Raw genomic sequence first — 22,641 nt, 5'->3', positions numbered from 1 at the left:
ACCCGGGCGCGCGTGGCGCACGGGCAGACGCCGCGGGAGGTGCGGCGTAGCCAGTTTAATGAAGGATTTCCCGGTGTCTAGCCTTGCAAAGCATCAATCCCCAGCGGAACCGCTACGGATTTCGTAGGTGTTCCCCCTCCGTTTCCAGCAGACGTTCGGCGGTGGCCCGGTGCAGCCGCGCCGCGGTGGGATCACCGAGCCTGTCCAGGGTGTCGGCGAGCCTGAGCTGAAGGGCGGCCTGGAGCCGTTCGTCCCCGGCCAGCCGCGCCCATTCGACCGCCTCCTGGCAGGTGCGCAGCGACTCCTGCGGCCGGCCCGCGTACTCCTGGACCCGGGCCGCCTCGCTCAAGGCCCTTGCCTGGCCCGGGAGATCGCGCAGCCTGCGGTAGCCCGCGACGGCGGCCCGCCAGTTGCGCAGCGCCTCGCCGTACAGCCCCGCGTAGGTGAAGACGGTGCCGAGCCGGCCGTACAGCCGGGCCTCGTCGGCCCGCTCGCCCCGGCTCAGCCGCTGGGCGAGCGCCCTGCCGTACCAGTCGGCGGCCCGCTGCCAGTCCCGTAGATCCTGATAGGCGCCGCCTACGGATTCCATCGCGCGGCCGGTCGCGTAGAGATCGTTCGCGGTCCTTCCCGCGTCCAGGGCGGCGCGGTAGCGGACGAGCGCGTCCCGTGTACGGCCGGTCTGGGCGTCCAGGTCGCCGATGTTCAGCAGCGCGGCGGCCTGTTCACGGTGCAGCTCGCGCCGCTCGGCGATATCGAGCACCAGATGGTGGAGCCCGTACAGCTCGGGCGCCGCGGCCTCGGTGCCGCGGTGCGCGGCCAGCGCCCTGACCAGTGCGGCCACCAGCCGCCTCGCCAGCGTGTCGAGCTCGCCGTCGGCGACCGCGAGCCGGGCGGAGGCGAGCAGCGCGGGCTGTCGCGCGCTCAGCCAGCCGGCCGCCGCCGCGGCGTTCGGGAAGCGCAGCGCGCGGGGCAGCGCGGCCAGCTTCTTGCGGGCCGGGGAGCCATCGGGTTCGGTGACGGCGCGGCAGGACTGGAGGAGCCGTACGCTCCGCTCCAGCATCCGGGCGCGGGCGAGCTGCACCTCGGCCGGGCGGTCGTGCTCCGCCATGACGATCCGCAGCAGCGGGACCAGACAGCCGGGCACCTCGTACTGCTCGGCGTCGACCGCCCGGAGCAGCCCCCGGGCGGCGAAGTCGTCCAGTGTGGTCCTGGCGGCCGAGACCGAACAGCCGGCCAGCGCGGACGCGATATGGGCGTCGGCGAGGCCCGCGGGCGCGAGGGCGAGCAGTCGCAGTATCCGGGCGGCGGGCGACGGCAGGGTCTCGTAGACGAGATGGAAGGCGCGCGCGAGCGGCCGGTCGCCGACTGGGCGGTCCCAGTCGTGCGGCTGGGCCCGCAGCTGTTTGGTCACATCGGCGACCGACGCGGTGGGCCGGGCGGCGAGCCAGCCACCGGCCAGCACGAGCGCGGCGGGCTGGCCGCCGCACTCCTCGGCGAGCGACTCCGCGGCCTGCGGATCGACGGTGATCCGGACGGCGCCGGTGAACTGGCCGAGCAGCTCGATGCCGGACTTGGCGTCCATGCCGCCGAGCGTGCACGGACGGACGTCGGGGATCCCGGTGAGCGGGCCCTGCGCGACCGCGACCACCAGACAGCCGGGGTTGTCGGGCACCAGCGGATCGACCTGCTCGGCGTCCACGGCGTCGTCGAGGAGCAGCAGCACCCGCCGTGCGGAGAGCGCCTCGCGGACCATCTCGGACAGCTCGTCCTCGCCCGCGCCGGGCGGGGTGGCGAGGCCGAACGCGTCGAGGATCTCGCGCGCGGTCCGCTCGGTGGGCACCGGCTCGCCGCCGGGCTCGGTGAGCCGGGTCCTGACGACTCCGTCCGGATAGCCGTCGCGCAGCTGCCGGGTCAGCTCCTCGGCCAGCGCCGTACGGCCCGAGCCGGGCCGGCCCGCGATCAGCAGCACCCGGGCGCGCGGATCCTTGCGGCCGGAGAGCGTGTTGAGCCCGGCCCGCTCGATGTCTCCGCGCAGCGCCTTGAGCTCCCGCTGCCTGCCGAAGAACGCCCCTTCGTGCGCGGGCCTCCCCCGGTGCGGGCCACGCTCGTCGGACGGCGTGTCCGGGGGTTCCGTCCGGTCGGCGGGAGGCGGCGGTTCGACCGGCCGTGTGAGGTCGGGACGGGGTACGGCCGGCTCGGCGGGAATGACCGGGGACAGACATCCGGCTCCGGGCCCGGAGGGCAGATCGCCCGGCCCGGACCGTGGCGCGTCACCCCCGGGAGCTGCCTCCGCCGGCGCCGGGGCGACCTCCGCCGGGGCCCGGTCGGCGGGTCCGGCGGGGCCGTCCGCCGGGCCGGATTCGTCCGTACGCCCGTCCTCGCCCACCGCCTGCCGCGTGTCACCACGCTCCGTCACGGCGTCCGGCGCCGGACTGGCCGTGCCGCTCGCGCTCACGGCGTCGGTCGCGTCGTCGGGACCCTCCGGGATACTCACCCGGGCCGTACCTTTCGTCTCGGAACCCGCTGTCGACCGCTTCTTGGCGGCCGACGTGGGACGGCTCCGCCGCTTGTCCGACGGGCCGTCAGTTTCTTCCGCTCCCCGTGTGGTTGGCTTCCCGCTCCGCGTGCCGCCGTGCTCTTCCCCGGCGCCCGGACGGCCGGGGCCACTCACATCCACCGCCTGATCCGTCACGGGCCACGCTCCGTCCGCCTGCGCACGAGCCGAGCCCGGCGGGTCTCCGCACGGGCGGTACGAGCGTAGTTCACTCTCAGCGACGAGAACGGTGGAGCGTGGCCGATATGTCCCCCAATCGGATCAGCATTTTTTCAGACTGGAGAATCACATCACCGGGCGCCCTGAATACGGAGGCACCGGCTCCAGGTCCGTTTCAGAGGGTCCGGAGGGGGTCCGGAGGAGATTCAGAGCGGGTTCAGAGGGGATTCAGCGCGGGTTCTAGGATTCGAACGGGCGCGCGGGCCAGGGCGCCTCGGCCGGCCGGAGCGACTCGATGCCGTCACCCGCCAGCGCCGCGGTGAGCGCGAGCACCCCGACCGCCAGACAGTTGTTGTGCAGCTCACCGGCGAGCACGCCCCGTACCAGCTCCGCCGTCCCGACCCGGGCCAGCTCCATGTCCGCCTCCTCCTCGGAGACTTCGAAGCGCTCGCCCTCCGCCTCCGACAGACCCCGGGCGAGGAAGATCCGTACCGCCTCGTCGCAGCCGCCCGGCGTGGTGTAGACGTCCGTCAGCACCCGCCAGTCCTCGGCCTTGACGTGCGCCTCCTCGTACAGCTCGCGCTGGGCCGCGTGCAGCGGGTTCTCGCCCGGCACATCGAGCAGACCGGCCGGGATCTCCCAGAGCTTCTGGCGGACGGGGTGGCGGTACTGGCGCAGTACGAGGACCCGGCCCGCGTCGTCCAGCGCGAGGATCGCCACGGATCCGGGGTGGACCTGGTAGTCGCGCGAGACGACCGAACCGTCCGGCATGACCACCTCGTCCGTACGGACACTGGTCTTGTTGCCGCGGAAGGGCGTCGAGGTCGCGGTGACCCGCCACTCCTCGGGGGCGTCCTTGATCGTCATGAAAGCGTCCTCCCACACAGTGGCGCACAAGCGGAAACCGGGGCACAGGTCCCGAAAGACCCGTGCCCCGGCTCCCACCGTATCGCTTGGGGGACCGCTCAGGACTGGGCGGCCACCGGCTCCACCGGCGTCCGCGGCCCGCCCTGGTCCCCGTCCGCGCGGGCGGCCCGCTGACGCTCCACCGCGGCCTTCACCAGTCCGGCGAAGAGCGGATGCGGCCTGGTCGGCCGGGACCGCAGCTCCGGATGGGCCTGGGTGGCGACCAGATACGGGTGCGTGGCACGCGCGTACTCGACGTACTCGACGAGCTTGTTGTCCGGGGACGTGCCCGAGAAGACCAGACCGGCCTTCTTCTCCAGCTCCGCGCGGTACGCGTTGTTGACCTCGTAGCGGTGGCGGTGGCGCTCCTCCACATACGGCTGGTCGTCATAGACCTCGCGCACGATCGAGCCCTCGGCGAGCTTCGCCGGGTAGAGACCGAGCCGCATCGTGCCGCCCAGGTCTCCGGCGCCCTCCACATAGGCGAGCTGCTCCTCCATGGTGGAGATCACCGGGTGGGCGGTGCCCGAGTCGAACTCCGTGGAGTTGGCGTCGGGGATCCCCGCGACATTGCGCGCGGCCTCGATGACGATGCACTGGAGGCCCAGACAGAGGCCCAGCAGCGGGACCTTGTGCTCCCTGGCGTACTGGATGGCACCGACCTTGCCGGTGACTCCGCGCTCGCCGAAGCCGCCGGGGATCAGGATCCCGTCGACATCGGCCAGCTGCCTGGCGGCGCCGGCCGGGGTCTTGCAGTCGTCCGAGGTGACCCACTTGACCTTGACTCGGGCCCTGTTCGCGAAGCCGCCGGCGCGGATCGCCTCGGTCACCGAGAGATAGGCGTCCGGGAGGTCGATGTACTTGCCGACCAGCGCGACGGTGACCTCGTGGTCGGGGTTGTGGACGCGGTCCAGCAGATCGTCCCAGACCGTCCAGTCCACATCGCGGAAGGGCAGATCCAGCTTGCGCACGACATAGGCGTCCAGGCCCTCGGTGTGCAGCACCTTGGGGATGTCGTAGATCGACTTGGCGTCCACACACGCCACCACGGCCGTCTCGTCGACATCGCACATCAGCGAGATCTTGCGCTTGATCGCGGTCGGTACCTCGCGGTCGGCGCGGAGCACGATCGCGTCCGGCTGGATACCGATGTTGCGCAGGGCCGCGACCGAGTGCTGGGTCGGCTTGGTCTTCAGCTCGCCGGAGGGGCCGATGTATGGCAGCAGCGAGATATGCACCACGAAGACGTTGTCGCGGCCGACCTCGTGGCGCACCTGGCGGACGGTCTCCAGGAACGGCAGCGACTCGATGTCGCCGACCGTGCCGCCGACCTCCGTGATGACGACATCGACGTCATCGGCCGCCATGCGCCGGATGCGGTGCTTGATCTCGTTGGTGATGTGCGGAATGACCTGAACCGTGTCGCCCAGGTACTCACCGCGCCGCTCCTTCGCGATGACCTGCGAGTAGACCTGGCCGGTGGTGACATTGGCCGAGCCGTCGAGGTCCACATCGAGGAAGCGCTCGTAGTGGCCGATGTCCAGGTCGGTCTCGGCTCCGTCATTCGTGACGAAGACCTCACCGTGCTGGAACGGGTTCATCGTCCCCGGGTCGACGTTCAGATACGGGTCCAGCTTCTGCATGGTGACCCGCAGGCCACGCGCCTTGAGCAGCGCACCCAGACTGGAGGCGGTCAGGCCCTTGCCGAGGGAGGAGGCAACACCCCCGGTGACGAAAATGTGCTTGGTCGTCGAGGATGTCGTGGATCGGTTCGGCATGGCCAAGAGGGGGCTCCCGTGGTCGCGGTCTGAGGTGCGTGCCGGTGTCCCGGTCGAAGACTGAAGGGACTTCCGTCGCTGCGGGTACGGGGCCCCGTTGCGTCGCAGGGAGTCCACCGGTCCACGGGCTACCAGGGTATCAGCGCCGAAGGGAGGGTGCTTCCGGCCACACGCCGCCGCCCGCATCCGATGAGCCTTTCCCCCGAGTCAGCCTATTTTCCCCCGAGTCACCCTGGGCCCACCCGTTCGGCGGACCGATGTTGCCGGGACCGTGGCGCAGAGCCCCGCCGTGCGTCGTATCCTGCTCAAACATTCGCTGCCGAGTCCGGCCGGCAAACGGCACCATCCCCGCCCGATTTCCCGGAAATAGAGCTCGTCAACGACCCTTGACCGAAGTACGCGCCCCACGGGGCGGACATGGCCGTTCGACTGGAGATGCACGTGGCCGGGCGCATCGAGGATTACGCACTCATCGGAGACATGCAGACCGCTGCCCTGGTCTGCCGGGACGGCACAGTCGACTGGCTGTGCCTGCCCCGCTTCGACTCGCATGCCGTGTTCGCGGCTCTGCTCGGCACCGATGAGCATGGTTTCTGGCGACTGGGACCCGCGCATCCCGCGGGTTCCGCACCGCCGCGGGCCACTCGGCGCCGCTACCGCGGAGACTCACTGATTCTTGAATCGGAGTGGGACACCCCGCGCGGCACCGTGAGAGTGACCGATTTCATGCCGCCGCGTGACGGCGCTCCGCAGGTGATCCGGATCGTGGAGGGCATCAGCGGACGCGTGCCGATGCGGTCCGCGCTGCGGATGCGGTTCAGTTACGGGCGGGTCGTGCCCTGGGTCCACAAGGTGGACAACCGCACGGTTGCCGTCGCCGGGCCCGACTCGGTCTGGCTGGATACGGACGTCGAGACCTACGGCAAGGACCTCACGACGTACTCCGACTTCACGGTGGCGCCGGGCGACCGGATCACGTTCACGATCAGCTGGCAGCCCTCGCACCGGCAGCCGCCCGCGCTGCCGGACCCCGAGGGTTCGCTGGAGGCGACCTCCGACTTCTGGCGTGAATGGGTCGAGCACTGCACGTACCACGGCCCCTACCGGGAGGCGGTGGTCCGTTCGCTGATCACGCTCAAGGCGCTGACCTACGCGCCGACGGGCGGGATCGTGGCGGCGCCCACGACCTCGCTGCCCGAGGAGATCGGCGGCGTACGGAACTGGGACTACCGCTACACCTGGCTGCGCGACGCCGCGATCACGCTCTCCTCGCTGCTGCGCACGGGCTACCGCGAGGAGGCCCGCGCCTGGCGCGAGTGGCTGCTGCGCGCGGTCGCCGGTGACCCGGAGAATCTGCAGATCATGTACGGGATCGCGGGCGAGCGCGAGCTGGGTGAGGCGGAGCTCGACTGGCTGCCGGGCTATGAGGGCTCCGGTCCTGTCCGGGTCGGCAACGGCGCCGCGCACCAGCTCCAGCTGGATGTGTACGGCGAGGTCACCGAAGCGCTGCATCTGGCGCATATGACCGGTCTGGCCCGTAATGACTACGCCTCGGTGCTCCAGCTCAAGCTGATCCAGTATCTGGAGAAGCACTGGGACCAGCCGGACGAGGGCATCTGGGAGGTGCGCGGTCCGCGCCGGCACTTCGTGCACTCGAAGGTGATGGCCTGGGTCGCGGTCGACCGCACGATCAAGCTGATCGAGTCGGGCGACGCCGACGGGCCGCTGGAGCGCTGGCGCGAGATGCGGGACGACATCCACCGCGATGTCTGCGAGAAGGGGTACGACAAGGAGCGCAACACCTTCACACAGTCGTACGGCTCCAAGGAGCTGGACGCGTCGCTGCTGCTCATTCCGCAGATGGGCTTCCTGCCGCCGGACGACAAGCGGGTCATCGGCACGATCGAGGCGATCCAGCGTGAGCTGTCCACGGAGGACGGCTTCGTCATGCGGTACCCGACCTCGGGCGAGGACGCCGGGGTGGACGGTCTGGAGGGCGACGAGGGCGCGTTCCTGGCCTGCTCGTTCTGGCTCGCCGACGATCTCGCGATGATCGGGCGGGTGGACGAGGCCAGGAAGCTCTTCGAGAAGCTGCTCGCGCTCCGTAACGATCTGGGGCTGCTGGCCGAGGAGTGGGACTCCGGGCTCCAGCGCCAGGTGGGGAACTTCCCGCAGGCGTTCAGCCATGTGCCGCTGATCGACACGGCGCTGAGGCTGACGGCCTCGGGGGCGTACGGCGGCTGAGGCCCGCACGGAGCCGCCCTGTGCGGCCCCCGCGGTCCCTGTGAACTCCGGGGCCCGGACCACGGTGGCGCGTCCGCCGTGGTCCGGGCCCCGCGCGCTTTTCCAGTAGCCTCCGGCGTCATGGACAGTCAGGGCGGAATCACCGTACGGCGGGCCCTTGAGCTGCCGGGACTCCGGGCCGGCCTGCCCGAGGTCGTCGCCTGCGCGGACCGGCTGGACCGTACGGTGCGCTGGGTGCACGCGGGCGAGGTGCCGTACATCGCGTCCCTCCTCAAGGGCGGTGAGCTGCTTCTCACAACGGGTCTCGGGCTGGGCAGCCGCCCGGCCGAACAGCGGGTCTTCGTCCGCAGGCTCGCCGAGCGCGGGATCGCGGCGCTGGTGGTGGAGCTGGGGTCCCGGTTCGACCGGCTGCCCGCGACGATCGTGGAGACAGCGCGGGCGGCCGGGCTGCCGCTGGTGCAACTGCACCGCGAGGTGCCGTTCGTCTCGGTCACCGAAGAGGTGCACACCGAGATCGTGAACGGCCATTACGCGCTGCTGCGGCAGGCCGAGGAGGTCCACCGGCGGTGCACGGAAGCGCTGCTCGACGGGGGCGGGGTGCCGCGGGTGCTCCGTATCCTCGCGGATTTCGCGGGCAATCCGGTCTTCCTGGAGACGGCGGAGGGCCGCCTGCTGTACGCGGCGGCTCCGGACGCGGCTCCGGGCGCGGGTCCGGCCGCCGCCGATCCGCTCCAGATCTGGGAGGGGCTGCGCGGCCAGCGGGCGGCGCGCGCGGCGGGACCGCCCGCCGGGGCGGTGCTGGTGGATGTGCCCGGCGGCGGGCATGGCGCCGGGGCGGTACGGGCGCGGCTGGTGCTGCCCGCCGTATCGGCGCCGCCGCTGCCGGTGCACCGGCTGGCGGCCGAGCGCGCGGCGGACATCCTGGCCGTCGTCCTGATGCAGGCCCGTCAGGAGGAGGAACTCGCGGCGCGCGGCCGTGGCGACTTTCTGACAGATCTCGCGGAGGGCCGGATCCATGCCGAGCACGCGCCCGCGCAGGCGAAGGTGCTGGGTTTCAAGCCGGGCGAGGGGCCCCTGCTGCCGGTCGTGATGCGGCTGGCCCCCGAGTCGGCCCCGTCCGGGAACTGGGCGCTGCTCGCCAGGGCCGTGCTGGAGGAGCTGTCGTCGGTGGGGGTGCCGGTGCTGCTGGGCGTACGGCCCGTGGAGGGGCGGGTGCCACTGCTGCTGGGACTGCGCTCCGAGTCCGAGCGTACGGCGGTGGCCGACCGGGTCGCGACGGCGCTGCGCGCGGGTGTGGAGCGGGCCGGACTGGAGCGTCCCGGGGCGCAGCCGCCGGTGGTGGTGGTCGGTGTCGCGGGCGGCTGGGCGGCGGCGAGCGCGGGGCTGCGGCACGCGGCGGAGACCGCGACGGCGGCCCAGGGACTGCCGGACCGCCCCTGGTACGACGCACGTCGGCTGGATATCGATCTGTTGCTGTGGCGGCTGCGTGAACACCCCGATCTGGCGGCCTTCGTGGACCGCGCGATCGGCCCGCTGCGCGCGCACGACCGGACCTCACGCCCCGCGCTGCTGCCCACCCTTGAGGTCTATCTGGCCCACGCGGGCCGCAAGGCGGAGACGGCGCGTGAGCTGCATCTGAACCGCCAGACGCTCTACAACCGGCTGGCGCGGATCGCGGAGCTGCTCGGCACGGATCTGGACGATCCGCAGACGGTACTGGCCCTGAGTCTGGCGCTGCGGGCGAGACGCCACACGCTCTGACCCGGCCGGGCCAGGGCTCAGTGGGATCGCCGGGGCTGCGTCAACTCGTCGTAGACACAGAGCACTTGCGCGATGGTCTCGTCCTCCGTCGGCCAGTTCGTCGCCTGCGCACGGCCCGCTACGGCGAGTTGCCGGCGGCGCCCGGGATCGTCGAGGAGTCGTATCACCGCGTCCGAGAGGGCCGCCGCGTTCCCGTACGGTACGAGCTCCGCCGCGTCGCCGACCAGTTCGGGAACGGCGCCGACCGCCGTGGCGACCAGTGGCACCCCGAGCCGCAGCGCCTCCTGCGCGAGGACGGAGCGGGCCTCCCAGCGGCTGGGCAGCAGGGCGACATCCGCGGCGGCGAGGAGTTCGGAGACATCGTCGCGGCGGCCGATGAGCTGCACGGGCAACTGGGCGTCCTCGATACGGCGCTGGAGTCTCCCGCGCTCCCGTCCCTCGCCCGCGATGACGACCAGTGGCATGGGGTCGAGGTGGCGCCAGCTCGTGGCCGCGTCCAGCAGTGTGTCGTACCCCTTGTCCGGTACGAGACTGCCGACAGCCATCAGCAAGGGACGGTCGACCGCGCCGAGTTCGGCGCGCGACTTGTTCTCGGAACCGTCGGCGGGCCAGTGGGGCGCGGGCACCGCCACCGGCGCGAGTCGGGCGTCGCGCGCCCCTCGCTCCCGGGCCCGGTCGACCAGTTCCGAGGAGGCGCCGAGCACAACGGCCGCCGCTCTGGCCGCTCTTCGCTCCAGCAGCCGCAGCAGCCGGCCGCGCGGCCCTTCCGCGTGCGCGCGGCTGTGCCAGGTGACGACCAGCGGCACGCGCAGCCCGCCGAGCGCCAGCGCGGTCCGTACGGCGGCGTGCACGCCGTGGGCGTGCACCACGTCGGCGCCGGCACAGGCCGCCCGCAGGGCCGCGACGGCCGCCGGATCACTGCGCCGGGGTACGGGCACGTGCTGGGCCCCGGCGCCACGGAAGTCGTAGGCGCTGTCGAGCTCGGCGGGGGCGCACACCGTCACCCGCACTCCCCTGGCGGCCAGACCGGCCGCCAGCGAGCGTACGTGCGCGCTGCTGCCCACGCTGCCGCCGCCGAGTACCTGGACCGTACGCAGTGGTGTCACGTGGTCAAGGCTCCTGGATCGGGAAGGGGGCTGATGGACGGTCGGGACATCCGCGGCGGCGCGGCGCGGCCCCGGAAGTCGCTGCGCCAAGGATGCCAGTCCGTACGCACGTTCCGGCACCGCCGGGGGGTCGTTCGTGTGTCCGGCCCCTCAACTCGGCACCCGGATCACTCACATGGGTGAGGACGCGCGCCGGCCGACCCGGTCACCGTACGCTGTCGCGGCGACAACTCCCAGTGCGTGCAAGGCCAGCCCGGTCCGGCCGTTGCCCGCGACGACGGCGGCGCCGAGGGCCGCGCCGAGCGCGTGGGCGCCGGTGTCGCCGAGCATCGTACGCTCGCCGAGATCGTCGAGGACGACGGCGGCTGCCGCGCCGACGGGCACGGCGGCCAGAGCCCCCGCCGTACCGCGCCGGAGCAGCCCCGGCGCGCCGAGAGCGAGCACCCCGACACAGGCCCGTCCCGGGCGTACGTCCAGCAGATTGACGCAGTGCGCGCCGCCCGCGATCACCACACCGGCCAGGATCCGGTCCACCGGCCGCTCCTTGAGCAGCCCGCCCACCACGAGCGCGGCGGCCCCGATCCCGAACAGCTTCACCGCTCCGCTGGTCACCTCGCCGTCGCGGAGCGCGGTCAGATGCGCCCGGAAGCCGCGGCGCGGATCACCGGCGCCCGCCCGGTCGTCGTACGCCCCGCAGGCCGCGGCGGCGAGCACGGCCAGCGGGACGGCTCCTCGCGCACGGACGGCTCCTCGCGCACCGGCCGGGACGACGGCACCGGCGGCGGCGCCGAGGGCGGTCGCGGGGCCCGCGTACAGATCCACCGTGCGCCCCGCGTAGTTGGTACGCCGCCCGAACTCCGCGCCTCCGGGCGCCCGTTTACGGAGCGTTTCGTATACGGCGCGCGTGATCCCGAACGCGCTGACGAAGGCGGCGGTCCTGCCGCCCCCGGCTGCCCTCCGGGCCGGCTTGGACGAGGCGTGTTGCACCTAGCCTCCGGAGCCCGCGCCCCGCGCCGTGGCGAGGAGCTCCTCCGCGTGCGCACGCGCCGTTTCCGAGTCCTCCTGGCCCGCCAGCATCCGCGACAGCTCCCGTACCCGGTCCTCGCCCTCCAGGACCGTCACCCCGGAGCGCGTCACCGCGCCGTCCACCGTCTTCTCGACCAGCAGCTGCCGGTCGGCGAAGGCCGCGACCTGCGGAAGGTGCGTGACCACCACCACCTGCGCCGAGGTGGCCAGCTTCGCCAGCCGTCGGCCCACCTCGACCGCCGCCTTGCCGCCGACGCCCGCGTCCACCTCGTCGAAGAGATACGTCGGCACCGGGTCGGAACCCGCGAAGACGACCTCCACCGCGAGCATCACCCGCGACAGCTCACCGCCGGACGCGCCCTTGGCGATCGGCCGGGGCTGGGCGCCCGGGTGGGGAGCCAGCAGTAGTTCGATCTCGTCGACGCCGTGCGGCCCGTACACCACCGAGCGCCCGTCGACCTCGACCCCGTCCGCCTCGTCGGCGGACTCGGTCTGGCGGATGTCGAACGAGACGCGCGCGTGCGGCATGGCGAGCGAGGCCAGCTCCGCCGTGACGGCCTGTGCGAAGAGCGCCGCCGCCGCCGTACGCGCGTCGGTCAGCGCCTGCGCGAGAGCGGACAGCTCGGACCGCAGCGCGTCACGCTCGGCCGTCAGCTCGCCGATCCGTTCGTCGTCGCCCTCCAGCTCGGTCAGCCGCGCGCTGCTCTCCTCGGCCCAGGCCAGGACGGTGGCGATGTCCTGGCCGTACTTACGGGTCAGCCCGGTGAGCGCGGCCCTGCGCTCCTCCACGGCGGCGAGCCGCAGCGGATCGGCATCCAGATTGTCCGCGTATCCGGCGAGTTCACCGGCCACATCCGCGAGCAGGATGGAGATCTCTCCCATCCGCTCGGCGAGCCCGGCCAGCGCGGGGTCATGGGACCGTACGGCTTCCAGCGCCCGGCCCGCGCCCCCGACCAGGGTCGTCGCGTCGACGCCCTCCGGGTCCTCGGGGTTGCCGGCCACCGCGGCGTGCGCGACGGACGCGGCGGACGCGAGCGCCTCCGCGTGGCCGAGGCGCTCGGCCTCCGCGGCGAGTTCGGTGTCCTCCCCCGCCCTCGGCTCGACCGCCCCGATCTCGTTCAGCCCGAAGCGCAGCAGATCGGCCTCCTGCGCGCGCTCCCGGGCCCGGGTGGTCAGTTCGTCCAGCTCCGCGGCGACGGCGCGCAGTCTGCGGTACGCCTCCGTGTAAGCGGCGTACGGAACGGAGACGGCGTCGCCCGCGTACCGGTCGAGCGCCTTGCGCTGCCGCGCGGGCCGCAGCAGCCCCTGCTGGTCGGTCTGGCCGTGCACCGCGACCAGGTCGTCCGCCAGCTCGGCCAGCACGCCCACGGGCACCGAGCGCCCGCCGAGATGGGCGCGCGAGCGTCCCTCCGCGGAGACGGTTCTGCTGATGAGCAGCGTGCCGTCCTCCAGCTCCGCGCCCGCCTCCTCGGCGCGCAGGGTCGCCGGAGCACCGGCGGCGAGGGTGACCCGCCCCTCCACGACCGCCGACTTCGCGCCGATCCGCACGAGGGCGGGATCGGCGCGTCCGCCGAGCAGCAGTCCGAGACTGGTGACGACCATGGTCTTGCCCGCGCCGGTCTCACCGGTCACCGCGGTGAAGCCGGGTGACAGCTCGACGACCGCGTCGTCGATGACTCCGAGCGACCGTATCCGCATCTCCTCCAACACGGTCATGACCATACGAGGTCCTGGAGGCCCCGCGCGACGGACCCCACCCCCGATTCCCTCGACCGGGCAGTGTCCGGGCGGCGCGCGGCCTGAGCGATACGTACCGAATCCACCCGGAAACACCCCCTATGTCACATCGGTCACGCCTGTCATGCCGATCGCGTCGCCGACCGGTCCCGTCAGTGCGGCGCCCCGCGCCAGCCGGACACCGGCAGCGCGAACTTGGCCACCAGCCGGTCGGTGAACGAGGCGTGATGCAGCCGCGCCAGCCGTACCGGGACGGCTCCGCGCCGTACCTCCACCCTCGCCCCCGGCGGCAGCTCCACGGTCCTGCGCCCGTCGCACCACAGCACCCCGTGCGGGGTGTTCGCCTGCACCTCCACCGCCAGCACCGTGGTCGGCGAGGTCACCAGCGGTTTCGCGAAGAGCGCGTGCGCGCTGATGGGCACCATCAGCAGCGCCTCGACCTCCGGCCAGACGACCGGCCCGCCGGCCGAGAAGGCGTACGCCGTCGATCCGGTGGGGGTGGCGCAGACGATCCCGTCGCAGCCGAACGCGGTGACGGGCCGCCCGTCGATCTCCAGGACGACTTCGAGCATCCGCTCCGGTGAGACCTTCTGTACGGCCGCCTCGTTGAGCGCCCAGTCCCGGTGGACCACATCGCCGTTGCTGCGCACGACGACATCGATGGTCATCCGCTCCTCGACCTCGTAGGAGCGAGTGACGACGCGGTTGACGACCTTGTCCAGATCGTCACGTTCCGCCTCGGCCAGAAAGCCGACCCTGCCCAGATTGACCCCGAGCATCGGCACGCCCGAGGCCCGCGCGAACGCGGCGCCGCGCAGCAGTGTGCCGTCCCCGCCGAGCACGATCAGCAGTTCGCAGCCGTCGAGCGCGGCGGGGGTGGCGTCGGGGACTGTCTCCACGGATTCCGGCAGCGGCAGATCGACCGCCTCCGCCGCCAGGACCCGTACGCGGAGACCGCTGCGTACCAGTCCGTTCACCACCAGTTCCGCGCTGCGGATCGCCGCGGGTCTGCCGGTATGGGCCAGCAAAAATACGGTGCGTGCTGCGTTCGACGTCAACGGGGTCCCTCCGCCACTGCACGGTCGACATCGGCCGGATCCAGTTCGGGTGCCCCGGCCCTGAGCCACAGAAAATACTCAACGTTTCCGGCGGGTCCCGGCAGCGGGCTGGCGGTGACTCCCCTTACCCCCAGGCCGAGTTCACCCGCGCGCCGCGCCACGGTCCGTACGGCCTCGGCCCGCAGTTCCGGACTCCGTACGACCCCTCCGCTGCCCAGCCGCTCCTTGCCCACCTCGAACTGCGGCTTGACCATCAGTACGAGATCGGCGTCCGGGGCGGCGCAGCCCACCAGCGCGGGCAGCACCACCCCCAGTGGAATGAACGACAGATCCCCCACGATCAGATCCACGGGCTCCCCTTCGATCGCTTCGAGCGTCAACTCACGTACGTTCGTACGATCCTTGACGGTGACGCGTTCATCACTCCGCAGCGGCCAGGCGAGTTGACCGTAACCGACATCCACCGCGACGACATGCCCGACTCCCGCCCGCAGCAGGACATCGGTGAAGCCGCCGGTGGACGCGCCGGCGTCGAGCGCCCGCCGGCCCGCGACCTCAAGGCCGAGCGGTACGAAGGCCGCCAGCGCCCCCGCGAGTTTGTGCCCGCCGCGCGAGACATAGTCGGGTTCGGCGTCGTCCTCGGTGACGACGACGGCGGCGCTGGTCTCCACCTGGGTGGCGGGTTTGGTCGCGGTGGTGCCGCCGACGGTCACCCGGCCCGCGGCGATCAGCTGGCTCGCGTGCTCACGCGAGCGCGCAAGGTTACGGCGTACCAGCTCGGCATCGAGACGGCGGCGTGCCAGTCCAGCCACGTTCGGTTCAGCTCCTGTGGTCGTACGCGGGAGAGATCAGCGGGGCGTCGGCTGCCCCCGGGACCCCTGAGGTCCATAAGGCCCCCGGGGGGTCTGAGGCCCCTGAGGTCCTTGAAACCCTTGGGGTCCCGGGGCGCCCTGAGCCGCCGGCCGCGCGTCGAGCGCGGTCAGCGCGTCGCGCAGGCCCCGGTGTACATCCTCGTACACCTCGATATGACCGTCCGCGGTGAGGTGGTCGGCGTCGGCGAGCCGGGTCAGCAGCGCGTCCACCTCGGCGTCGCCGGTCGGGATCCGTTCCAGACCGAGGGGCCGGGGTGCCGCGGGGTCGGGAGCGCCGGGTCCGGCCACCCCTGTCTCCCGTTCCGGATCCCGTTCCGGATCGCGTTCCGGATCGCGTTCCGGATCGCGTTCCGGCTCCCGCTCGGGCCGTTCCCCGGACCGTTCCCCGGGCCCCTGCCCGGCCGGGCCCGCCATCGAGTCGTTCATGCCCAGACGCTACCGCGAAGCACTGCGGTACCGTCGATCGCGATGGCGACGATGGAGGAGTGCCGCAGCGCACTCGACAAGCTCTCTGACAATCTGGCGCAGGCGGACGGAAAGGTCCGCACCGCGGCCGGCCTCGACCGTTCGCTCAGCTGCCACATCACGGATCTGGACCGCACGTTCACCGGCCGGCTGGTGGACGGCCGGATCGTGGTGACCGACACCGTGGAGGGACCACCACCGGAGAAGGCCGAGATCAGACTCGCCATGACGGGCGACGACCTGGTGGCGCTGGTTGACGGTGATCTGAACTTCGCCCGCGCCTGGGGCTCGGGCCGGGTCAAGCTGGAGACCGGTTTCCGCGATCTGCTGCGGCTGCGGGCGCTGCTCTGACCGGTCCGTCGGAGCGGACCCGGTGAAGCGGATCCTCTCCGACGGATCCGCTTCACGGGGTCCGCGCCGGGGCCGGGCCTACTTCTCCGCCGATACGGACACGGGCCGTCGCGCCCGCCGCCCCGCCGGCACCACCAGCGGCGTCCCGGTCTCCGGATCGTCGATGACCTGGCAGCGCAGCCCGAACACCTCCTCCACCCGCTCCGCCGTGACGACGTCCGCCGGAGCGCCCTCGGCCACGATCCGGCCCTCGCGCATCGCGATGAGATGGGTGGCGTACCGGGCGGCGTGGTTGAGGTCGTGCAGAACGGCCACGAGCGTACGGCCCTGTGTCTCGTGCAACTCGGCGCAGAGGTCCAGCACATCGATCTGATGCTGGATGTCGAGGAAGGTGGTCGGCTCGTCCAGCAGGAGCAGCGGTGTCTGCTGGGCGAGGGCCATCGCGATCCAGACCCGCTGGCGCTGACCGCCGGACAGTTCATCGACATAGCGACCGGCGAGCCCGTCGACACCGGTCGCCGCCATCGACTCCTCGACAATCCGCTCGTCCTCCGGCGACCACTGGCGCAGCAGCCCCTGGTACGGATAGCGGCCACGCGCCACCAGATCGGTGACCGTGATGCCGTCGGGCGCGATGGACGTCTGCGGCAGCAGCCCCAGGGTCCTGGCGACCTTCTTGGCGGGCAGGGAGTGGATGGCACGGCCGTCCAGCAGTACGCGCCCGTCGGACGGCTTGAGCATCCGCGACAGCGCGCGCAGCAAAGTCGACTTGCCGCAGGCGTTCGGCCCCACGATCACCGTGAACGACTGGTCGGGGATCTCGACCGACAGTTCGCGGGCGATGATCCGCTGGTCGTAGCCGAGGGTCACCGATTCCGCGGCGAGGCGCTGCATCATCATCGAGTTAGGTTAGCCTACCCTCGCAATCGATCTCGCTGCGGGAAAGGCGAAGAGGCTCCCGTGACCGACGCCCCCTTCCGGTTCTTCACCGTCGAGGTGCTCCGCACGGAGCGCGTCACCCCATCGATGGCCCGGGTCGTCCTCGGCGGCCCGGACCTGGCACGGAGGGCCACGGCCGGACGCGACCAGCGCGTCAAACTGTTCCTGCCGCGGCCGGGCGAGCCCGAACCGGTCATGCCGGACCCGGCACGGGCCGACTGGTACGACGCCTGGCGCGAGCTCGACCCCGAGGTACGCGGCATCATGCGTACGTACACCGTGCGCGAACTGCGCCGCGAGCCCGCCGAGTTGGTCATCGACTTCGCCCTCCACGGCACGGACGGCAACGCCGCGGACAGCCACGGCACGGACAGCAACGGCACCGAGAGCAACGCCACGGAGGGCAACGGCGTTGGCGGCGAGGGACGTTGCGGTGGTACGCCGACGGACGGGGCGTCAGGACCCGCCACGCGCTGGGCGCGAGCTGCCCGGCCCGGCGCCCGGATCTCCGTACTGGCGCCGGTCCACGAGGAGAACGCCGGCTATGACTTCCGGCCCCCGGAGGGCACCGACTGGATCCTGCTGACCGCCGACGAGTCGGCCGTACCCGCGATCGCCGGGATCCTGGAATCCCTGCCGCCCGGGATGCCGGCCCGGGTCTGGATCGAGGTCCATGACCCGGCCGACCGCCAGGAACTCCCCACCGAGGCCGACGCCGAGATCGTCTGGCTGACACGCGGCCACGACGCGCCGCCCGCCACCGCGGACGCGATCCGCGCCGCCGCTCTGCCCGGGGGCACCCCGTACGCCTGGATCGCCGGTGAGTCGGCGACCGTGAAGGCCGTACGCCGCCAGCTCGTCGGAGAGCGCGGCTTCGACCGCGGTGGCGTGAAGTTCAGCGGCTACTGGCGCCGGGGTGCCTCCGAGGACCAGCTGATGGCCGCCGCGGAAGAGGCGTAGCAGGCCGGCCTGTCACAGACCGAGCTTGGCCAGCGCCTTGCCCGCGTCCCGCGTGCAGGACCCGTCACCCGCGTCCGTCCAGGCCGCCGCGCACAGCGCGCGCAGCCCGTCCAGCGCCGTACCGTCCCCGTCGAGCAGCAGCGCGCCGCCGCCGACGTACGCGGTCCACCCACCGCACCGGAAGGCTCCCGCGCCCTCGCCGGCCCCGGTGACACCGGAGACCTGGGAGACCTCGGGCTGACCGGTCAGCAATCCGCGCAGATCCTCGTCCACATACGTCGGCCGGTGCCGGGGCTCGGCGGTCAGCAGCCCCGCCGCGTCCGTCACCCCGGTCAGGACGAGCAGCGAGTCGACCCCGCCGTTGAACGCCCCCTCGATATCCGTGTCCAGCCGGTCCCCGACGACCAGCGCGTGCTTCGCCCCGGTCCGCAGGATCGTCTCGCGGTGCATCGGCGGCAGCGGCTTGCCCGCGACCTGCGGCTCGGCGCCCGTCGCGATCCGTACGACCTCGACCGCCGCGCCATTGCCCGGCATGATCCCCCGCGCGCTGGGAATCGTCAGATCCGTGTTGGACGCGAACCACGGCACGCCGCGGTTGATCGCGTAGCACGCCTCGGCGAACCGTCCCCACGCCAGATCGGGCCCCCCGTACCCCTGCACCACGGCGGCCGGGTCGTCGTCGGCCGACTCCACCGGTTCAAGGCCGCGCTCACGCAGCGCGATCCGCAGCCCGTCCCCGCCGATGACCAGCACCTTGGACCCCCGCGGAAGCTGCTCGGCGATCAGCCGGGACACCGCCTGCGCCGAGGTGATCACATCGGCGGGGTCGGCCGGTACGCCGAGCTCCGTCAGATGCGCGGCGACGGTGTCCGGCGGACGGAGGGCGTTGTTGGTGACATACGCGAGCCGCATCCCCGCGCCCCGGGCCGTGTTGAGCGACTCGACCGCGTACGCGATGGCCTCCCCGCCCGCGTACACGACCCCGTCGAGATCGAGCAGAGCCGTGTCGTACGCCTCGTTCAGCGCGGTCGTACTCCCGCTCGGCCTGGTCCTGCTCCGCTGGCTCATCCGTCTTACGCTCCTCGTTCGGGTTATCCCCCGATCATCGCTCATCGCCGTACCGCACATACGATGCCCGAATGAACACAACAGGTCCCGCGGACAAGGGGCTGCGGCTGATTCCGTTCCGCGGACTCCGCTACGTCCCCGAGCGGATCGGCAGTCTCTCCGCGGTGACCTCGCCGCCGTACGACGTGGTGGTCAGGCCCGACGGGCTGCACCATCTGGAGTCGGCGGATCCGCACAACATCGTCCGGCTGATCCTGCCGCAGGCCACCACCCCCGAGGACCGCCACCGCCAGGCAGCCGCGACGCTGGAACAGTGGCTCTCGGAGGGCGTCCTCGCCCCGGATCCGGAACCGGCGCTCTATGTGTACGAACAGCGCAAGGGCGAGCTGCTTCAGCGCGGGGTGATCGGGGCCCTGGCCCTCTCCGCCCCGGCGGACGGCATCGTGCTGCCGCACGAGGATGTGATGCCGGATGTCGTGGCGGACCGCGCGGCCCTGATGCGCACGACCGCGGCGAATCTGGAACCGCTGCTGCTGACGTACCGGAACGGGGTCGAGGCGGGCGGCGTGACAGCGGTCATCGAGCGCACCATCCGTCGCTCCCCGCTCCTCGCCACCACCACGGAGGACGGTTTCAGCCACCGGCTGTGGTCGGTCACCGACCGCGCAGACCTCGCGGAGATCACCGGTGACCTCGCCCACCACCAGGCCCTCATCGCCGACGGTCATCACCGCTGGGCGACGTATCTGCGGCTGCGGGACGAGCACCCGGCCCCGGGGCCGTGGGGCTACGGTCTGGTGCTGCTGATCGACACGGCCCGTTACCCCCTCCAGGTCCGCTCCATCCACCGGCTGCTGCACCGGCTGCCCGTCGACCGGGCGGTGGCCGCGCTCGGGGACTCCTTCCGGATCCGTACGCTCGACGGTCCGCTCCCGGAGGCCCTTGACGCGCTGGCCGACGCCGCCGCCTCGGGCAACGCGTTCCTGCTCGCCGGGGACGGCCGGTTCCGGCTGATCGACCGGCCGGACCAGAGCCTGCTCGCGGGTACGGTCCCGGCCGACCGGCCGGCGGCCTGGCGGAGCCTGGACGCGACGGTCCTCCACGCCACACTGCTCGACCACATCTGGCGCATCCCGGACGCCCCGGAGCACATCGCCTACATCCATGACACCGAGGCGGCCGTCGGAAAGGCGGAACACGACGGCAGCACGGCGGTCCTGATGCACCCGGTGCACGAGGACGTCGTACGGGAACTGGCACTCCAGGGCGTCACGATGCCGCGCAAGTCGACGTCCTTCGGCCCCAAGCCGGCAACGGGGCTGGTGCTGCGCAACCTGGCCCTCGGCTGACCCTGTCCCGGCCCTTCCCGGGGCGGACATACGAGTGGGCGGCGCCCCGGCCGGGGTGCCGCCCACTCGTATCGTCACTCAGGCCTTGTCGGGGCCGTTCTTGTCGTGGTCATCGGTGTCATGGTCATTCGTGTCGTCGGCATCGGCATCGATGTCGTCATCGACGTCCGCCTCGATGTCCGCCTCGATGTCGTCGTCAACATCGGCCTCGGCCTCCGCCGGGGCAGCGGGGGTCTCCGGCTCGTCCTCGTCGTCGTCCTCGCCCATGGCATCGACGAACTCGACGCCGTCCAGCTCCGCGAGACGGTCCGAAGCGTCCGTCGATCCGTCCTTGTCCGCCTCGATCGTCTTGCCGAACCACTCCCGCGCCTCGTCCTCGCGCCCGGCCGACAGCAGCGCGTCGGCGTACGCGTACCGCAGCCGCGCGGTCCACGGCTGAATGGAGTTCGAGGCCAGCTCGGGGCTCTGCAGTGTCACGATGGCCGCGTCGATCTGCCCCATGTCCCTGCGCGCACCGGCCGCGACGAGCCGCATCTCGACCTGGCCGGCCTTGTCGAGCTTCTGCACCTCGGGCTCACCGGCCATCGCCATCGCACGCTCGGGACGGCCGAGGCCACGCTCACAGTCCGCCATGACGGGCCACAGATCGACACCCCCGGTCATCCGCCGCGCCGCCCGGAACTCGGCCAGCGCCTCCGCGTACTTCTGCGTCGCGTACGCGGCGAAGCCCGCGGCCTCGCGTACGGCGGCGACCCTGGAGGCGAGCCGCAGCGCGATACGGGAGTACGCGTAGGCCTGCTCCGGGTCCTCGTCGATCAGCTTCGCGACCATGACGAGGTTCCTGGCGACATCCTCGGCGAGCGTCTTGGGCAGGCTCATCAGCTCCTGACGGACGCTCTTGTCGATCTCGTCACCCGTGACGTCCTCGGGGATCGGCAGCCGCTTGATGGGCTCGCGGTCGCGGTCCCGGTCGTCACGACGCTCGTAGCCGCCACCGCGGCTGTCGTCACGGCCCCGGTATCCGCCGCGGTCCCCGCCCCGGTCGTCGCGGCGCCCGTAGCCGCCACCGCCACCGCTGCTGGGACGCCCGCCACGGTCATCACGGCGCGGGCCACTGGGACGGTCGTCCCGACGCCCGTAACCGCCACCCGCACCGCCACCGGTCGGCCGGCCACCGCGACTGTCGTCACGGCGCGGTCCGGAGGAACGTTCATCCCGACGGAAGCCGCTCGGCCGGTCGTCGCGGCGGTCGTCCCGGCGGAACCCGCCGCGGCCACTGTCCTGACGCGGGCCGCCGGACCGGTCATCACGACGGAAACCACCGGACCGGTCATCCCGACGGTCATCACGACGCGGACCAGCAGGTCGGTCATCCCGACGGTCGTCGCGACGCGGACCCGACGGACGGTCATCACGCCGATCGTCGCGACGGAACGCGGGACGGTCGTCACGCCGGTCGTCACGACGGTCATCGCGGCGAGGACCGGCAGGTCGGTCGTCGCGGCGGTCGTCGCGGCGGAACCCGCCACGGTCACCGTCCCGACGCGGGCCACCGGGCCGGTCGTCACGACGGAAACCACCGGACCGGTCATCACGACGGTCATCACGACGCGGACCGGCAGGGCGGTCATCCCGACGCCCGAAGCCGCCCCGGTCGTCAGAACGACGCGGAGTGCTCGGACGGTCGTCACGACGCCCGTAACCGCCGCCACCACCACTGCCGATCGGCCGACCGCTGCCGGTGGGCCGGCCACCGCGGCTGTCGTCCCTACGGCCGTAACCGCCACCGCCGGAACCGGCGTTGGGGCGACCGCCACGATCGTCCTCACGACGCGGAGCGCCGGAGCGGTCATCGCGACGGGGGCCGCTCGGCCGGTCATCACGCGCACCGCGGAACCCGCCACCGCGATGGTCATCACGGCGGTTGTTGTCATCACGACGGAATCCACCACGGTCCCGATCATCACGCCGCGGTCCACGCTCGCGGTCGTCACGACCTCCGCGGAAGCCGCCCCGGTCACCGCTGTCCCTGCGGCGCTCATCGCGCTCAGGACGGTCGTCGGAGGAGTTGGGGGACATCGGTTGGGCTCCTGTCTTCGGGTACCGCAGTCATTCTCGCGCAATCGGCCTTCCGATGCGCTTCGGGCAAAAAGGGGTGGAAACAAAAAAAGACCCGTGGTCCAGCGTGAACGCTGGACCACGGGTCCATGAAAGATTGTTCGGCGGCGTCCTACTCTCCCACAGGGTCCCCCCTGCAGTACCATCGGCGCTGTGAGGCTTAGCTTCCGGGTTCGGAATGTAACCGGGC

The 22,641-nt window shown here is 72.1% G+C and carries 17 protein-coding genes, 1 rRNA gene and 1 pseudogene; 5 read left to right on the top strand and 14 right to left on the bottom strand.

What is annotated here, in order from left to right:
- Positions 1-112: 112 nt before the first annotated feature.
- The 3 genes from AB0M67_RS40400 to AB0M67_RS40390 form a co-directional block, all read right to left on the bottom strand.
- Positions 113-2,494, bottom strand: a complete 2,382-nt coding sequence (locus tag AB0M67_RS40400) for a tetratricopeptide repeat protein (protein ID WP_365753080.1) — start codon at positions 2,492-2,494, stop codon at positions 113-115.
- A 459-nt stretch (positions 2,495-2,953) separates the two neighbouring features.
- Entirely contained in the window at positions 2,954-3,580 is a 627-nt protein-coding gene (locus AB0M67_RS40395; RefSeq protein ID WP_365753079.1) for an NUDIX hydrolase, read from the bottom strand.
- A 98-nt stretch (positions 3,581-3,678) separates the two neighbouring features.
- Positions 3,679-5,397 carry a CTP synthase gene (locus AB0M67_RS40390; protein ID WP_365753078.1) on the bottom strand — a complete coding sequence of 573 codons (1,719 nt, stop codon included), beginning with the start codon at positions 5,395-5,397 and terminating at the stop codon, positions 3,679-3,681.
- A gap of 417 nt (positions 5,398-5,814) precedes the next feature.
- Between AB0M67_RS40390 and AB0M67_RS40385 the strand changes: the two genes are divergently transcribed.
- Both AB0M67_RS40385 and AB0M67_RS40380 read left to right on the top strand, forming a co-directional pair.
- Positions 5,815-7,641 carry a glycoside hydrolase family 15 protein gene (locus AB0M67_RS40385; RefSeq protein ID WP_365753076.1) on the top strand — a complete coding sequence of 609 codons (1,827 nt, stop codon included), beginning with the start codon at positions 5,815-5,817 and terminating at the stop codon, positions 7,639-7,641.
- A gap of 120 nt (positions 7,642-7,761) precedes the next feature.
- Positions 7,762-9,402, top strand: coding sequence for a PucR family transcriptional regulator (locus AB0M67_RS40380; protein ID WP_365753075.1), 1,641 nt, complete (start codon positions 7,762-7,764; stop codon positions 9,400-9,402).
- Positions 9,403-9,419: 17 nt separating this feature from the next.
- Here AB0M67_RS40380 and AB0M67_RS40375 read toward each other — a convergent pair whose 3' ends face one another.
- The 6 genes from AB0M67_RS40375 to AB0M67_RS40350 form a co-directional block, all read right to left on the bottom strand.
- A complete protein-coding gene (locus tag AB0M67_RS40375) occupies positions 9,420-10,508 on the bottom strand; it encodes a glycosyltransferase family 4 protein (protein ID WP_365753073.1) in 1,089 nt (362 codons plus the stop codon).
- Between the two features lie 171 nt (positions 10,509-10,679).
- Positions 10,680-11,495: a hypothetical protein gene (locus AB0M67_RS40370; protein ID WP_365753072.1), complete on the bottom strand. Its 816-nt coding sequence runs from the start codon at positions 11,493-11,495 to the stop codon at positions 10,680-10,682.
- Positions 11,496-13,256: a DNA repair protein RecN gene (gene recN / locus AB0M67_RS40365; RefSeq protein ID WP_365753070.1), complete on the bottom strand. Its 1,761-nt coding sequence runs from the start codon at positions 13,254-13,256 to the stop codon at positions 11,496-11,498. It abuts the gene before it with no gap.
- A 167-nt stretch (positions 13,257-13,423) separates the two neighbouring features.
- Positions 13,424-14,329: an NAD kinase gene (locus AB0M67_RS40360; RefSeq protein ID WP_365753069.1), complete on the bottom strand. Its 906-nt coding sequence runs from the start codon at positions 14,327-14,329 to the stop codon at positions 13,424-13,426.
- Complete coding sequence (locus tag AB0M67_RS40355) at positions 14,326-15,141, bottom strand: TlyA family RNA methyltransferase (RefSeq protein WP_249951292.1); 816 nt, start codon at positions 15,139-15,141, stop codon at positions 14,326-14,328. The genes AB0M67_RS40360 and AB0M67_RS40355 overlap by 4 nt, the downstream gene beginning before the upstream one ends.
- A 36-nt stretch (positions 15,142-15,177) precedes the next feature.
- Positions 15,178-15,627, bottom strand: a complete 450-nt coding sequence (locus AB0M67_RS40350; RefSeq protein WP_365753067.1) for a hypothetical protein — start codon at positions 15,625-15,627, stop codon at positions 15,178-15,180.
- Between the two features lie 42 nt (positions 15,628-15,669).
- Between AB0M67_RS40350 and AB0M67_RS40345 the strand changes: the two genes are divergently transcribed.
- A complete protein-coding gene (locus tag AB0M67_RS40345; RefSeq protein WP_365753066.1) occupies positions 15,670-16,017 on the top strand; it encodes an SCP2 sterol-binding domain-containing protein in 348 nt (115 codons plus the stop codon).
- Between the two features lie 78 nt (positions 16,018-16,095).
- Here the strand turns inward: AB0M67_RS40345 and AB0M67_RS40340 are convergent, their stop codons facing one another.
- A complete protein-coding gene (locus AB0M67_RS40340) occupies positions 16,096-16,911 on the bottom strand; it encodes an ABC transporter ATP-binding protein (protein ID WP_365753106.1) in 816 nt (271 codons plus the stop codon).
- A gap of 66 nt (positions 16,912-16,977) precedes the next feature.
- On the opposite strand from AB0M67_RS40340, the gene AB0M67_RS40335 reads away from it, so the two are divergent.
- The gene (locus AB0M67_RS40335) at positions 16,978-17,916 is read left to right on the top strand and encodes a siderophore-interacting protein (protein WP_365753064.1); all 939 of its coding nucleotides are present in this window, start codon (positions 16,978-16,980) and stop codon (positions 17,914-17,916) included.
- Positions 17,917-17,928: 12 nt separating this feature from the next.
- Here the strand turns inward: AB0M67_RS40335 and AB0M67_RS40330 are convergent, their stop codons facing one another.
- Entirely contained in the window at positions 17,929-18,984 is a 1,056-nt protein-coding gene (locus tag AB0M67_RS40330; RefSeq protein ID WP_365753062.1) for an HAD-IIA family hydrolase, read from the bottom strand.
- 71 nt (positions 18,985-19,055) lie between these two features.
- Here AB0M67_RS40330 and AB0M67_RS40325 point away from each other — a divergent pair, with 71 nt between their 5' ends.
- Complete coding sequence (locus AB0M67_RS40325) at positions 19,056-20,333, top strand: DUF1015 domain-containing protein (protein WP_365753061.1); 1,278 nt, start codon at positions 19,056-19,058, stop codon at positions 20,331-20,333.
- Between the two features lie 78 nt (positions 20,334-20,411).
- Here the strand turns inward: AB0M67_RS40325 and AB0M67_RS40320 are convergent, their stop codons facing one another.
- The 3 genes and pseudogenes from AB0M67_RS40320 to rrf all read right to left on the bottom strand — a co-directional run.
- Positions 20,412-21,212, bottom strand: coding sequence for a hypothetical protein (locus AB0M67_RS40320; protein ID WP_365753104.1), 801 nt, complete (start codon positions 21,210-21,212; stop codon positions 20,412-20,414).
- 81 nt (positions 21,213-21,293) lie between these two features.
- A pseudogene (locus tag AB0M67_RS40315) lies at positions 21,294-21,866 on the bottom strand (RNA helicase); the annotation flags it as partial.
- A 684-nt stretch (positions 21,867-22,550) separates the two neighbouring features.
- Positions 22,551-22,641: ribosomal RNA gene (rrf, locus tag AB0M67_RS40310) — 5S ribosomal RNA — on the bottom strand; the annotation flags it as partial.

It is taken from the genome of Streptomyces sp. NPDC051662 (genome assembly GCF_040681655.1).
Lineage (GTDB): Bacteria > Actinomycetota > Actinomycetes > Streptomycetales > Streptomycetaceae > Streptomyces.
This window is presented reverse-complemented; position numbering and strand designations above follow the sequence as displayed.

Excerpts from the sequence above, each read along its gene's own strand:
- AB0M67_RS40395 (WP_365753079.1), bottom strand. The coding sequence starts at position 3,580 with ATGACGATCAAGGACGCCCCCGAGGAGTGGCGGGTCACCGCGACCTCG.
- AB0M67_RS40390 (WP_365753078.1), bottom strand. The coding sequence starts at position 5,397 with ATGCCGAACCGATCCACGACATCCTCGACGACCAAGCACATTTTCGTC.
- AB0M67_RS40385 (WP_365753076.1), top strand. The coding sequence starts at position 5,815 with ATGGCCGTTCGACTGGAGATGCACGTGGCCGGGCGCATCGAGGATTAC.
- AB0M67_RS40380 (WP_365753075.1), top strand. The coding sequence starts at position 7,762 with ATGGACAGTCAGGGCGGAATCACCGTACGGCGGGCCCTTGAGCTGCCG.
- recN (WP_365753070.1), bottom strand. The coding sequence starts at position 13,256 with ATGGTCATGACCGTGTTGGAGGAGATGCGGATACGGTCGCTCGGAGTC.
- AB0M67_RS40350 (WP_365753067.1), bottom strand. The coding sequence starts at position 15,627 with ATGAACGACTCGATGGCGGGCCCGGCCGGGCAGGGGCCCGGGGAACGG.
- AB0M67_RS40345 (WP_365753066.1), top strand. The coding sequence starts at position 15,670 with ATGGCGACGATGGAGGAGTGCCGCAGCGCACTCGACAAGCTCTCTGAC.
- AB0M67_RS40340 (WP_365753106.1), bottom strand. The coding sequence starts at position 16,911 with ATGCAGCGCCTCGCCGCGGAATCGGTGACCCTCGGCTACGACCAGCGG.
- AB0M67_RS40330 (WP_365753062.1), bottom strand. The coding sequence starts at position 18,984 with ATGAGCCAGCGGAGCAGGACCAGGCCGAGCGGGAGTACGACCGCGCTG.
- AB0M67_RS40325 (WP_365753061.1), top strand. The coding sequence starts at position 19,056 with ATGAACACAACAGGTCCCGCGGACAAGGGGCTGCGGCTGATTCCGTTC.
- AB0M67_RS40320 (WP_365753104.1), bottom strand. The coding sequence starts at position 21,212 with ATGAGCCTGCCCAAGACGCTCGCCGAGGATGTCGCCAGGAACCTCGTC.